We start from the raw sequence: 13139 nt of genomic DNA on the forward strand, positions 1-13139 counted from the left end.
GAAGGAATAAGTGTAAGAGTAATAAATATGGGTACAATAAAACCATTAGATAAAGAAGCAGTATTAAAAGCATCAAAAGAAACAAAAGTAATATTTACAGCAGAAGAACATAGTATAATAGGAGGATTAGGAGGAGCAGTAGCAGAATATTTAAGTGAAGCAAATCCAAGTAAAGTAGTGAGAATAGGAGTAGAAGATAGATTTGGTCAAAGTGGAAAGGGAGCCGAACTATTAGAAAAATATGGATTAACAAAAGAAGGAATAATTAAAAAAGTTAAAGAAAATTTATAAAAAAAGCCAAAGTAAGATGCTCCGTGTCTTACTTTGGATATTTTAATATATTCATAAATTTTCTATGAGTATATTAAAATAAAAAAAAGGAGTAACAATATGAGAAAAGAATTGTTATACATTTATAATCAAACTTTAGAGTTGACTACCAAAAAAGATAAAATATTAAGAAATAATATTTTTATTTTAGCAATAATATTTTTGTTGATTAACTTTTTTTTAGGATTTTTTCTAAATTTATATAAAATTGAGGGATATATTTCGGATAATATACAAATAAAAATTAATTTTTCTAAAAATTTAGATTTGAAAAATATAAAAGATTTTGAGAAAAAAATTTTAGAAAATAAAAATATAGATTACGTAAAATTTCTCCCTCAAGATATGGCTTTTAAAAATTTAGAAGATGAATTGGGAATGAAATTAGGGACAACAAATCCTTTGAATAATTCTATGATATTATATTTAAAAAATGTTAACAATTTAGAAGAACTAGGAAGAGTCGAATATGAATTAACTAAATATAGTGAAATTGAAGAAGTAATAATAAAAAGAGAATTTTTAGATAAACTTTTAAAATTAAAAAATAATATATTAAAAATATTAAAATTAGGAGCTATTATTCTTATAATCCCTTTAATTATACTGTTTTATTTTATATTTAATCTTAATTTTTCATATTTAGAAAAAGAAATATTACTAAAACATGAAACACATGAAGTGTCACATAATATTTTAATATTGATACCCTATTTTTTTAAAAAACTAATAGGATTAATAATAAGTTGGATAATAGCATATATAGTATTTATTCCATTTTATGATGAAATTATTTTGACTATTAATGGAATAGATCCTTTTATTGTATTAGCTTCGTTTAACGAAATTCAAGGTTATATCTTTTTATCTTTTGTTATAGTTGTTATTTTATTAATATTAGCTACTATTATAGGAAGAGTGAAAAAGTATGAAGAATAAAATATTAATAATAATAATATTTTTATTTTCTATTTCATATGGTGAAGATTTAGATACTATAAGAGCAAAGGTAAACAATATAGATAAAACTATTGAAAAAAATAAAACAAGTATTGTAGAAGCTAAAAAGAAAGAAAAAGAAATTTTAAAAAAATTAGATAGAATTGAAAATGAGTTGAGTAAAATAACAAGTGATTATAGTGAAATGTTAAAAAAGTATAACACATTAAATAAAAATGTTGAATATGCAGAAAAAAATTTAAAAATAATTGACGAAGAATTGTTAGATATAACTCTACAATATCAGAATGTTATAAAAAAAATTGAAACAAAGTTTTATCTACAAAAAGAATTATTAAATAATATTGAAAATGAATTTAAAAAAGATGAATATATTTCATTATTAAATAATTTTAAAGAAAAAATATCTAAAATTAATTATTTTAAAACAAAAGTAGAAGAAGTACAAGAGAAAATTTTATTAGAAAAAAATGAAATAGGAAGTTTAACAAAAAAGCTTTATATAAAACAAAAAGAAATGAAAAATAAACAAAAAGAACATGCAACTTTAGTTAAGCAATTAAAAAGGCAAGAATATTATTTATCAAATAGAATACAAGTTTTACGTAAAGAAAAATTAGAAGCTGAAAAACAGATAGAAAAGATAATTCAAGAAAGAGCAAAACAAGCAGGTATTGCAACAGTACAAATAATATTAAAACAATTAGGTGAAATGTTAGTTCCTGTTAAAGGTAAAATAATAAAATATTTTGGTGAAGAAAAAATAAATGATATAACAATGCAAGGAATAGAAATAAAATCTTATTTGGGTGCAGATGTAAAAGCTATAAATAAAGGGAAAGTTATATTTGCACAAAAATTTTCTGGATTAGGAAATCTTGTAATGATAGATCATGGATATAATTTTGTTTCTGTATATGGTAATTTGATAAAATTAAATGTAAAAGAAGGTGAAATTGTCTCAAAAGGAGAAAATATTGGACTTTTAGGGTTTTCAAGTGATAGAGAACCAGTATTATATTTTGAAACGAGAGTTTCAGCAGTAAGCACTGATCCAATAATATTTTTGAAAAAATAGATAGCTAGGAGGGGAAATGCTATATTTTTTATCGGTATTTATATTAATAATAGCTTCAGGATTATTAGTATACTTAATAAAAAATCATAAAAAAATTAAAGATTTTAGAAAAGGATTAGAAAAAGATTTAAATACAGAAAAAATATATAAGTATATTCAAATGAAAGGGTATAAAATTATTCAAAATAAAGTATATTCGTACTATATGCTATTGAATGGAAAATATGCTGAAATACAATTAAAACCCGAATTAACAGTAACTAAAAATGGTAAAAAATACGCAGTTATTATAAATAAAGATAAAGAAATAGAAAAAAATACTGAATTAAGAAAAAAAATAGCAGAGATTTATTATACTGGATATTTTTTCGGTGTAATAGTGTATAATGTTAATAACACAAAATTAGATAAAATAATATATGTAAACAGAAAAGAAAGATATAATAAAAAAGTTTTCCAAATATTAATAGTAATAATTATGATTTTATCTACATTATGTAGTTTCTATACACTTAATTTCTTTTTAAATAGATAGGAGAATTTATGTTTAAAAATGTTTATATTATATATAATACAGATAAAATAGAAGCTATAAATTTTTATAAAGAAAGTTGTAAATATTTAAAAAAAAAAGGTGTAAAAATTTTAGATGAAAAAAATATTCATAAAGCAGAATTTTTTATTATAATTGGTGGCGATGGAACATTATTACATGCTAGCCATAAAATTTATAAATATAAAAAACCAATTTTAGGTATTAATAAAGGAAATCTTGGATTTTTAACGGAGATTAAAAGTGGAGAAGCTTTTCAAATGTATGATGAAGTTTTAAGAAATAAATTTAAAGTTTCTAAAAGAAAGTTTATAAAAATATTATATAAAAACAAAGAAATTTTAGGACTAAATGAAGCTGTTATTGCAAAAGATGGTATAAATAGTAAAATGATAAATATAAAAGCAGAAATAAATAAACAGTATTTAACAACATATAGAGCTGATGGAGTAATAGTATCAACTCCAACAGGTTCAACAGCTTATTCTTTATCTGTTGGTGGTCCGATTATATCTCCAGAGCTCGATGTAATGATTATAAATCCTATTGCACCACATACATTAACGGCACGCCCATTAATAGTAAATAGTAACAAAAAAATTGAATTTAAAATAGAAAATAATACAAAAACTTATTTGCTAGTTGACGGAAGAGAAAGCATTAGGTTAAATTGTGGAGATAAAATAGAGATTACTATGTCAAGTGAATATATTGAGCTTATAGAATCTAAAAATAGAGATTATTATTCAGTACTTAGAGAAAAATTAAAATGGGGAGATACGCATGCTAAAAGAACTTAGAATAGAGAATTTAGCAATTATTGAAAAATTATATTTAGAATTTGAATCAAGTTTAGTTGTATTAACTGGAGAAACAGGAGCAGGAAAATCTATTATATTAGATGGAATAAATCTTTTAATAGGTGAAAGATCAACTCAAGAAATGATAAGAGACGGAGCAGATAAACTCTTAGCAGAGGGTATTTTTGAGATAAATAATAGACAAATAGAATATTTAAAAGAATTAGATATTGAAGTAGACGATAATGAAATTATTGTCCAAAGAATAATAGAAAGAGCGGGAAAAGGAAAAGCTTTTGTAAATGGTAGAAGAGTTCCTTTAAATTTATTAAAAAATATTATGGGAACTTTAGTTGATTTAGTAGGACAACATACTCATCAAGCACTTTTAGAAAAAGAATATCATTTAAAGCTATTAGATAGATTTTTAACTGAAGAAGAAAAAAAAATAAAAGAAAGATTAGAAGAAACAGTCAATAAATATAATAGTTTAAATAAAGAATTAAAATTATTAAAAGATGAAGAAAAAGATCTTAGAGAAAAAAAAGATCTATATGAATATCAAATAAATGAAATTGATTCTTTAAATTTAAAATTAGGAGAAGATGAAGAATTAGAAGAAGAATATAAAAAATTATTTAATTCAGGGAAAATAAAAGAAAATTTAGAAAAATCTTTAATGCTTCTCCGAGAAGACGAGATAAATGCATTGTCAATAATAGGAATGGCGAAAAGAAATTTAGAATACATATCTAAGTATGGAAAAGAATACGAAGATATATTAGAAAACTTAAATAAAGTTTACTATGAACTAGAAGATGTGGTATACTATATTGGAGATCAAAATGATAATATTGAAAATAATGACTTTAGATTAAATGAAATTGTCGATAGATTAGATAAGATTAATAATTTAAAGAAAAAATATAATATGGAATTAGAAGAAATTTTAAATTATAAAGAGGAAATAGAAGAGAAATTAAGTAAAATAGATTATAATAGTTTTGAATTAACAAATTTGGAAAATAGTATTCAAGAGATAAAAAAGAAATATTTAAAATATGCAAAAGATTTATCTGGAATTAGGAAAAAAATAGCTCAAAATATAGAAGAAATGCTTATAAATGAATTTAAAGATTTAAAAATGGAAATGGCAAAATTTAAGGTTTTTTTCGATGAAAATAATGATATATCAAAAGACGGAATTGATAGTATAGAATTTATGATAACTACAAATATAGGGCAAGATTATAAACCGTTGAATAAAATAGTTTCTGGAGGAGAAATTTCTAGAATTATGTTATCATTAAAATCTATATTTTCAAAAGTTGATAGTATACCTATACTTATTTTTGATGAAATAGATACTGGTGTTGGTGGAGAAACTGTTAGAAAAGTGGCAGAAAAACTTAAAAATATAGGAGAAAATGTACAGGTAATATGTATAACACATTCTCCAAATATAGCGGCGAAAGCAAAACAACAATTTTATATAGAAAAAAAAATAATAGATAAGAAAACAATAACAATAGTAAAAGAGTTAAAAGGGAAAGAAAGGCTAAATGAAATAGCAAGAATGTTAGCGGGTGATAATATTACTGATGCAGTAATTAATCATGCAAGCGAGCTTTTAAAGGAGGGATAGTAATGGCATACAGGGAAAAGCTACATGAATCATTAAAGCAAACAACAAAAAAATTAATTGCACATGAGCCTATAATAAATGAGGTTGGAGTTATTAAGTCACCATTAGATTTAGAAGATTTTACTATTATAGTAGGAATGGTGGGTAAGATTGAAGGACAATTAATTTTTGGATTTGAAAAAGATATTTTAAAGAAAATTGCACAAAATATGGGGGAATTAGAAGATTTTACAAATGATCATCTTTCTATTAGCTTAATATCTGAATTTTCTAATATATTAACTGGTAATGCAGTAACTTATTTATCAGAACACGGATATGAAGGTATAAAAATTACACCTCCTTCTATTGTAATGGGACAAGATATTAATTTATCTACTAAATTAGAAGAGATACATAAATATTTATTAACATTTGATGATAATATAGGAGTTATTTCTCTTTATGTTGCATTAAAACATAATAATTAAGCAAGGAGGAACAATTATATGAATGTTGAATATATTAATCCGTTTACACAAGCAACATTTGATGTGTTGAATATGTTGGGAGCATTTTCACCTAAAATAGGAAAGTTATCTGTAAAAAATGAGCCGGTACCGAGTTATGGAGTATCTGTTATTGTTGGAGTAATAGGGAATATAAAAGGACAAATAGTATATAGTTTTACAGAAGATACAGCAAGAGGAATTGCTTCCGCAATGATGATGGGAATGCCAGTAGAGGCTTTTGATGAAATGGCAAAATCAGCAGTATCAGAGCTTGCAAATATGATAAGTGGGAATGCAAGTACTGGAATAGCAGCAAAAGGATTAGAAGTAGATATTTCACCACCTACATTAATAACAGGTAATAATGTGAGAATAACTTCAAATGTAAAACAAACAGTAGTAGTACCTATTGAAACTACAGCTGGTGTAATTGAAGTAAATATAGCAGTGGAGTAAAAATATAATGAATGAAATTAATATAAAAGAATTAAAAAACTTTTTAAATTATTTACAAACTGAAAAATACTTTGCAAAAAACACTTTAGAATCCTATAAAATAGATTTAGAAGTTTTTTTTTCAATGTTAAATAAAAATTATGATGATATAACAGAAGAAGATATTTTAGAACACATTGAAATATTAAGAGAAAAATATACTCAAAATACTGTAAATAGAAAAGTTACAACTTATAAAAAATTTTTTAAATATCTTTATAAAAATAAAAAAATAAAAAAATTAATAACAGAAAACATAAAAAATTTAAGACAAATAAATTATATTCCTGAAAGTTTATCAAAATTAGATATTAAAAGAATTATAGAGAATTGTGATAACGATAAAAAAGGGGCACGGGATAAGTTAGTAATTTATTTATTAATAAATACTGGATTATTAATTTCAGAAATATTATCTATAAAGAAAAGTGATATAGTAGATAAAAAATATTTAAAATATTCACATAAAAAATATCCTAAAATGATAGAGTTGCAAAATGATACTTTGGAATTATTAGATGAATTCATTGAAAAAAATAATATAGAAGATAATGATTATATTTTTTTAGGATTAACTAGACAAAATTTTGCAGCAAGATTAAAAAAATATGTAAAAAAAGCAGGAATAAATCGAAATATATATCCTAATATGTTTAGAAATACATTAGCACTTGATTTATTGGAAAAAGGTGAAGATATAAAAAATATAAAAGAAAAGCTAAATTATATAAACATTTCAAGAGCTGGTATATATAGTATTCGAAATAAAAAAAGTATAAAAGATATTTATAATGAAATAGCAATAGGAGATTGGGATGTATCAGAAAATATTTAATGCCCTAGGAGAAGAATATTTAGAAATAAAAAAGTTATTTCTAAATAAAGAATTAATATTAGCTTATGAAAAATTAAATGAATATGAAAAAACAAAAAAAAATAAAAATTATATTTATTTTTTAAAAGCATTAATATGGATAATTCAAAAAAAAAATAAAAAATCTTTAGAATATTTTGAAAAAATTAAATATGAAGATATAAAATTATTAATAGGTAAAGATGAATATTTAGAAATATTAGGAACAATATATTTAGAAGAAAAAAAATATTTAGAAGCGGCAAAATATCTTCAAGAAGCATTAACTATAAATAAAACTAATATTAATGCTAAGTTTAATTTAGGAATCATTTATATTCATTTAAAAGATTATAAAAATGCTTATAAGACATTTTTAGAATTAGAAAAATATAATATAAAAAATAATGAATTAAAAGAAAGTATTAAAAAAAATATTATAACCTTAGAAAAGGTAATGAATTAAAATTCATTACCTTTATTTATAAGTAATAAAATATAAAATGAAATATTTATATTATTATTTTATCTTTGAAAGGAGAATTTTAATGGATAAAACTAATGTTGAAAGTTTTAAATTAGATCATACAAAAGTAAAAGCACCATATCTTAGAATTGCTAAAGATCTAGAATATAACGGTGTTAAAGTAAGAAAATTTGATTTAAGATTTTGTCAGCCAAATAAAGAAGCAATGGAAACAGGAGCTATTCATGCAATAGAACATATTATGGCAGAGGAATTTAATAATTCAGAATATGGAATAAAAGAAATTATAGATTTTTCACCTATGGGATGTAGAACAGGGTTTTATATTATAATGTTTACTGAATTTGATCAAAAAGAATTATTAGAAAAAATAAAATTTTATTTAAATAATTTATTAAAATATGATGAAATACCAGCTGCAAATGAAATACAATGTGGAAATTATAAAGATATGGATTTAAAAAGAGCAAAAGAAATAGTAAAAAAAGTAGTTAATAATTTAGAGTTGTTTTAAAAATAAAAAAAGAACTTCTTATAAATTAGGAGGTTCTTTTTTATTTTCATTGATAAATTAAAAATATATGATAAAATATACACATATATATAAAATTAAGGAGAGAGAAATGAAATCAGGATTTATTGCAATGGTAGGAAGACCAAATGTAGGGAAATCGACACTTACAAATAAATTGGTAAAAGAAAAAGTAGCTATAGTTTCTAATAAGGCTGGAACTACAAGAGATCAAATAAAAGGAATATTTACAAAAGGAGATAGTCAATATATATTTGTAGATACACCTGGAATACATAAACCAAAGCATCTTTTAGGAGAACATATGACAGATGTTGCTATACGAACCTTAAAAGAGGTAGAAGTTATATTATTTATATTAGATGGGACACAAGAAATTAGCACAGGTGATATGTTTGTAATGGAGAAAATATTAGAAGCAAAGGGAACTCCTCGTATAGCAGTTATAAATAAAATAGACTTATTAAGTGATGATGAAATTGAGAATAAAAAGAAAGAAATAAAAGAAAAATTGGGAGAGTTTGATAGAATAATTACACTAAGTGCTGAGTATGGTATAGGAACAGAAAAAGTATTAAAAGTATTAGAAAATTATTTAGTTGAAGGAGTAATGTATTATCCAGAAGATATGTATACAGATATGCCAATATATAAAATTATTTCTGAAATAGTAAGAGAAAAAATATTAATAAAAACAAAAGATGAAATACCACATAGTGTTGCGATAGAGATAATTAATGTAACAAGAAGAAATAAAGGAAAAGATAAATACGAGATAAATATTTATGTAGAGAGAAATTCACAAAAAGGTATTATTATAGGAAAAAATGGTAAACTATTAAAAGAAATAGGAACTGAAGCAAGAAAAGATATTGAAGAACTATTAGGTAAAGAAATATATCTTAATTTATGGGTTAAAGTCAAAGAGAAATGGAGAAAGAAAAAACCATTTTTAAAAGAACTTGGATATTTTATTAATGAAGAATAAAGAAGGTAATAAAGTGAAATATAAGATTTTAGCTATAAGTGATATACATATATTAAAAAAATATTCCATAAATTTAATATTAGAAAAATTTAAAGATATAGATTTTATTATTTCAGCTGGAGATGTTAGTAATGATTATTTAGATTATTTAGCTTCTATATTAAATAAAGATATTATTTATGTGAATGGAAATCATGTATATAATGAGAAGCATAATATTTCATTTTGTAAAAATATAGATGGAAAAATTATTAAATATAAAGATATATATATATTTGGATTAGATGGTTCTAGAGTATATTCCTTTAAAAAACATCAATATACAGAAAGAGAGATGTTTATAAAAATTTTAAAAAATATACCTCGACTAATTTTACATAAACCTGACATAGTTGTTACACATGCTCCAATAAGATATATTCATGATAAAGAAGAGCATGTACATAAAGGATTTAGAGTGTTTTATAAAGTTATAAATTGGTTTCATCCAAAATTATGGATACATGGACATATACATTTAAGCAATCATTATGAAATACAAGAAACAGAATATAATGGTACGCGTATAATAAACGCTTATGGATATAAATTGATAGAATTTCAAAAAGATACTTGAGGTGAGCAAGGATGAATGGTTATATAAAAACAGAAGCAAAAGAAGCGTACAAAAAATTTTTAAAAGAAGCAAAAAATCCATTAAAGATTTTTGAAAAAAGAGGAAATTTAAAAAAGTTTGTTGATAGGCAAAAAGAATTAGCTGCATATAATAGTGTATATTTAGGAGTAAAAAATGTAGAATTATCTAAAATTGTTGGTAGTGTACAAAAATATATGGATTTTGATAAAAATTTTGTACCCAAAAATAAAATAATAGAAACAAGATGGTGCAATATATATATTGCTTATCAGACAAATAATAGATTGCCATTAGTTCAATTATATAAAATAAAAGATGAATATTATGTATATGATGGAAATCATAGAATATCTGTTGCAAATTTTTTAAATTTTAAAAGCATAGAGGCTGAAGTAACAGAATTTTTACCCTCGACACATAAAAAAGAAGATATTATATATAGAGAAAAATTTTTATTTGAAAAAGAAACAGAATTAGAGGGGATAGAATTTAGTGAGATTCATCAATATAGAAGAATACATAAGGAAATAAAAGATTTTAGTGATTATCAAAAAGAAAAATATGATAATAAAATTGATTATAAAACAGCAGCAAAAATATGGTATACAGAATTATATAAGCCAGCAATAACTATATTAAATGGAAATAATATGCTTGACTATTTTATAGAAAGAACTATATCTGATATATTTATATATTTCCTAGATCATAAATATTATGAAAGTGAAAAATATATGGAAGATGTAGGATATACCTATGCCTTGATTAGTTTTATAAATCATATAAAAACAAATGCAGATAAAAGTCTAAAATCAAGGATAAATGTATATAGTTATTTAAAAGAATTTAAGTATTTAGAAGATTTAGATATGAAAAAAAGCTTAGATAAAGAAACATTAAATAAACTAAGTATATTAAAAGAAATCACAGAAATAGATTTTTTATATAATTTTATAATTTTATATGAAATAGATGAATATATAGAAAGAAAAGATATTAAAGATTTTAGAGCTGGAGTAGAAAAATGGTATAAAAAGCAATTTATAAATAAATTTGATGAATTAAATAAGAGAATAAGCCAATTGCCAAAAAGATATTCAGATTATTTAAAATATATTGAAAATGAAAAAGAAATAATATTTCATCACTTTAGAAGTTTTAAAGATATAGCAAAGAAAAAATACAAAAAGAAAAAAGTAGATATTGTAGCAAATTATATTTTAGATATATTTATACCTATAGTTGAATCTATTCAAATATCAAATGTTGATAAAAATGACTTAAATAAAAATTATATAAATATATATGATGGTATTTATGAAAAATATACTTATTTATTTGATTATAATCAAAAGATAACTATTTACAAAGCAGCAGAAGCATATTTTAATTCTGAAGGAGCTGTATATTTTAAAATTAATGATTGGTTTGGGACTAAATATATTAATAATAAAAAAAGAGCAGAAATTTTATTGAGAAGTATAAATAAATTAGACAAAGAATGGCAAGAATTTCACATAGAGTTAATGAAGAAATATGGTGAATTTGGAAGATTTGATACGTTATTTAAGCTACAAGAATTAATAAAAATATCTATTGAAGAGTTTGGTACAGAAGAAACTAAAAATAAAGTTAAAAATGATTTAGAAAAATTGTTTAATCAGAAAGAAATAAATGTTTTTTATAAAACTAAAAGAGGTTTAATAGAATTAAAACAAAATGAAAATTATAGTTTTGTTGATTTTTATGTAGATATAATGGAGTCTTCAAAATATTTAGGAGAAGATAAAAATTATGTAGATATAATAGATTTAGCATTTAGTGTTATGTATAATTAAAAAAAGATTATGAACTATTAAGTTCATAATCTTTTTTTAATTATAAGTATTGAGCTAATTTATTTTTTAGAGCTTCTTTTGGTAATAAACCAATTAATTTGTCTACGATTTCACCATTTTTAAAAATGTACATTGTAGGAATACTTCTTATACCATATCTAGCTGCTAAAGACTCAACTTCATCTACATTTACTTTAGCGAATTTAACATTAGGCATTTCTTCTGATAATTGCTCTATAATAGGTCCTAACATTTTACAAGGACCACACCAAGCAGCCCAAAAGTCAACTAATACTACTCCATTAGCTTCCAATACTTCTGCTTTAAAATTGTTTTCATTTAAGTGTAATACTTTACTCATATTATCCCTCCATTATTATATTAGAAAATTCTAATGTATTTTAACATATAAATTTAAAAATGTCAAATATAAAATAAATTTTTTATTAAAAAAATAAAGAATAAAATATTACAGATAATAGTGTGAAATTTGGATATGTATATGTGTCTGAAAATTAAATTTAATAAATAGAAAAAAGTAAATTTATGAAAGGAAATTAAGAATAATATTAAAAGTTGCAGAACTTTTTTTATAGATCTGACTATAAAGATGTAGAAATAAAAAAATATTAGATGAATTAAATATTCTAATATTTTAAAAAGATCATTTTTATTATTTTAATAGTAAAGATACGATAGTACTTAAAATATAATATAATTTCTAGAAATTTTTAGTTAGTTTTTTTGAAGGTACTTTAATGGTAGTAAAATTTACAAAAATAGTGAAATTAAAGATAATATATAATTATCTAATAATAGAAAAAATAAATTGTATAATTATAAAAAAAGAGCCTCTTAATAATTAGAAACTCTTTTTTTAATGTAAAGATTATTATTTGTAAATAAAAAAAACTTGACAAATAATATTAATTTCTGTATAATAATTGAGAAAAACCTTTCCCACAAAAGGTCTACCGTTATAACTTATAGAGATTATAACAAGGAGGAAAATCAGTGAATAAATATACAAAAATGTTAAAAAAAGAAGAAGTTAGTAGAAAATGGTATCATATTGATGCTGACGGGCAAATACTAGGAAGATTAGCTGCAGAAGTTGCAACTATGGTTATGGGTAAAAAGAAAGTAAGCTATACTCCACATGTTGATAATGGAGATTATGTAGTAATAACAAATGCTGAAAAAATTGCTGTTACTGGAAATAAAATGGCTGATAAAAAATATTATAGACATAGTGGATTTCCTGGTGGAATGAAAGTAAGAACTTTAGAAGAATTATTAGCTAAAAAACCAGAAGATGCTATCTTATTGGCTGTAAAAAACATGTTACCTAAAAACAAACTTGGAAGAGAAATGTTAAAAAGAGTAAAAGTATACGCTGGTAATGAACATGGACATATAGCACAAAAACCTGAAACGGTAGAATTATAAGAG

The 13139-nt window shown here is 22.5% G+C and carries 16 protein-coding genes; 15 read left to right on the forward strand and 1 reads right to left on the reverse strand.

The features are described 5' to 3' along the window. The 14 genes from EV215_RS02040 to EV215_RS02105 all read left to right on the forward strand — a co-directional run. Positions 1–291 (forward strand): transketolase C-terminal domain-containing protein (locus EV215_RS02040; RefSeq protein WP_306767436.1); only part of this gene is annotated, 291 nt, incomplete at its 5' end. A gap of 99 nt (positions 292–390) precedes the next feature. Beyond that, positions 391–1269 carry a cell division protein FtsX gene (locus tag EV215_RS02045; protein WP_134112330.1) on the forward strand — a complete coding sequence of 293 codons (879 nt, stop codon included), beginning with the start codon at positions 391–393 and terminating at the stop codon, positions 1267–1269. Then, complete coding sequence (locus EV215_RS02050; protein ID WP_134112331.1) at positions 1259–2368, forward strand: murein hydrolase activator EnvC family protein; 1110 nt, start codon at positions 1259–1261, stop codon at positions 2366–2368. Before EV215_RS02045 ends, EV215_RS02050 begins: the two co-directional genes overlap by 11 nt. A gap of 16 nt (positions 2369–2384) precedes the next feature. Then, a complete protein-coding gene (locus EV215_RS02055; protein ID WP_134112332.1) occupies positions 2385–2903 on the forward strand; it encodes a hypothetical protein in 519 nt (172 codons plus the stop codon). Between the two features lie 8 nt (positions 2904–2911). Beyond that, positions 2912–3721, forward strand: coding sequence for an NAD(+)/NADH kinase (locus EV215_RS02060; protein WP_134112333.1), 810 nt, complete (start codon positions 2912–2914; stop codon positions 3719–3721). Then, on the forward strand, positions 3705–5366 hold the full coding sequence (gene recN, locus EV215_RS02065) for a DNA repair protein RecN (protein ID WP_134112334.1): 1662 nt from the start codon (positions 3705–3707) through the stop codon (positions 5364–5366). The genes EV215_RS02060 and recN overlap by 17 nt, the downstream gene beginning before the upstream one ends. Before the next feature lie 2 nt (positions 5367–5368). Continuing rightward, on the forward strand, positions 5369–5836 hold the full coding sequence (locus tag EV215_RS02070) for a chemotaxis protein CheX (RefSeq protein ID WP_134112335.1): 468 nt from the start codon (positions 5369–5371) through the stop codon (positions 5834–5836). 18 nt (positions 5837–5854) lie between these two features. Beyond that, entirely contained in the window at positions 5855–6313 is a 459-nt protein-coding gene (locus EV215_RS02075) for a chemotaxis protein CheX (protein ID WP_134112336.1), read from the forward strand. 7 nt (positions 6314–6320) lie between these two features. Then, a complete protein-coding gene (locus EV215_RS02080) occupies positions 6321–7187 on the forward strand; it encodes a tyrosine-type recombinase/integrase (RefSeq protein ID WP_134112337.1) in 867 nt (288 codons plus the stop codon). Then, positions 7168–7671, forward strand: a complete 504-nt coding sequence (locus tag EV215_RS02085) for a tetratricopeptide repeat protein (protein ID WP_134112338.1) — start codon at positions 7168–7170, stop codon at positions 7669–7671. Before EV215_RS02080 ends, EV215_RS02085 begins: the two co-directional genes overlap by 20 nt. Before the next feature lie 82 nt (positions 7672–7753). Beyond that, on the forward strand, positions 7754–8206 hold the full coding sequence (locus tag EV215_RS02090) for an S-ribosylhomocysteine lyase (RefSeq protein WP_134112339.1): 453 nt from the start codon (positions 7754–7756) through the stop codon (positions 8204–8206). Positions 8207–8315: 109 nt separating this feature from the next. Next, a complete protein-coding gene (gene era, locus EV215_RS02095; protein ID WP_134112340.1) occupies positions 8316–9212 on the forward strand; it encodes a GTPase Era in 897 nt (298 codons plus the stop codon). Beyond that, positions 9202–9828: a metallophosphoesterase family protein gene (locus EV215_RS02100; RefSeq protein WP_134112341.1), complete on the forward strand. Its 627-nt coding sequence runs from the start codon at positions 9202–9204 to the stop codon at positions 9826–9828. The genes era and EV215_RS02100 overlap by 11 nt, the downstream gene beginning before the upstream one ends. 11 nt (positions 9829–9839) lie before the next feature. Continuing rightward, positions 9840–11687, forward strand: a complete 1848-nt coding sequence (locus EV215_RS02105; RefSeq protein WP_134112342.1) for a DUF4032 domain-containing protein — start codon at positions 9840–9842, stop codon at positions 11685–11687. A 40-nt stretch (positions 11688–11727) separates the two neighbouring features. Here EV215_RS02105 and trxA read toward each other — a convergent pair whose 3' ends face one another. Continuing rightward, the gene (trxA, locus tag EV215_RS02110; protein ID WP_134112343.1) at positions 11728–12048 is read right to left on the reverse strand and encodes a thioredoxin; all 321 of its coding nucleotides are present in this window, start codon (positions 12046–12048) and stop codon (positions 11728–11730) included. 653 nt (positions 12049–12701) lie between these two features. Between trxA and rplM the strand changes: the two genes are divergently transcribed. Next, positions 12702–13136, forward strand: a complete 435-nt coding sequence (rplM, locus tag EV215_RS02115; RefSeq protein ID WP_166667320.1) for a 50S ribosomal protein L13 — start codon at positions 12702–12704, stop codon at positions 13134–13136. Positions 13137–13139 lie beyond the last annotated feature (3 nt).

The organism is Hypnocyclicus thermotrophus (genome assembly GCF_004365575.1).
In the GTDB taxonomy this organism is placed as follows: domain Bacteria; phylum Fusobacteriota; class Fusobacteriia; order Fusobacteriales; family Fusobacteriaceae; genus Hypnocyclicus; species Hypnocyclicus thermotrophus.

What these genes read in the sequence shown, in the direction of transcription:
- EV215_RS02045 (WP_134112330.1), top strand. Translation starts at nt 391, where the DNA reads ATGAGAAAAGAATTGTTATACATTTATAATCAAACTTTAGAGTTGACT.
- EV215_RS02050 (WP_134112331.1), top strand. Translation starts at nt 1,259, where the DNA reads ATGAAGAATAAAATATTAATAATAATAATATTTTTATTTTCTATTTCA.
- EV215_RS02055 (WP_134112332.1), top strand. Translation starts at nt 2,385, where the DNA reads ATGCTATATTTTTTATCGGTATTTATATTAATAATAGCTTCAGGATTA.
- EV215_RS02060 (WP_134112333.1), top strand. Translation starts at nt 2,912, where the DNA reads ATGTTTAAAAATGTTTATATTATATATAATACAGATAAAATAGAAGCT.
- recN (WP_134112334.1), top strand. Translation starts at nt 3,705, where the DNA reads ATGCTAAAAGAACTTAGAATAGAGAATTTAGCAATTATTGAAAAATTA.
- EV215_RS02070 (WP_134112335.1), top strand. Translation starts at nt 5,369, where the DNA reads ATGGCATACAGGGAAAAGCTACATGAATCATTAAAGCAAACAACAAAA.
- EV215_RS02075 (WP_134112336.1), top strand. Translation starts at nt 5,855, where the DNA reads ATGAATGTTGAATATATTAATCCGTTTACACAAGCAACATTTGATGTG.
- EV215_RS02080 (WP_134112337.1), top strand. Translation starts at nt 6,321, where the DNA reads ATGAATGAAATTAATATAAAAGAATTAAAAAACTTTTTAAATTATTTA.
- EV215_RS02085 (WP_134112338.1), top strand. Translation starts at nt 7,168, where the DNA reads ATGTATCAGAAAATATTTAATGCCCTAGGAGAAGAATATTTAGAAATA.
- EV215_RS02090 (WP_134112339.1), top strand. Translation starts at nt 7,754, where the DNA reads ATGGATAAAACTAATGTTGAAAGTTTTAAATTAGATCATACAAAAGTA.
- era (WP_134112340.1), top strand. Translation starts at nt 8,316, where the DNA reads ATGAAATCAGGATTTATTGCAATGGTAGGAAGACCAAATGTAGGGAAA.
- EV215_RS02100 (WP_134112341.1), top strand. Translation starts at nt 9,202, where the DNA reads ATGAAGAATAAAGAAGGTAATAAAGTGAAATATAAGATTTTAGCTATA.
- EV215_RS02105 (WP_134112342.1), top strand. Translation starts at nt 9,840, where the DNA reads ATGAATGGTTATATAAAAACAGAAGCAAAAGAAGCGTACAAAAAATTT.
- trxA (WP_134112343.1), bottom strand. Translation starts at nt 12,048, where the DNA reads ATGAGTAAAGTATTACACTTAAATGAAAACAATTTTAAAGCAGAAGTA.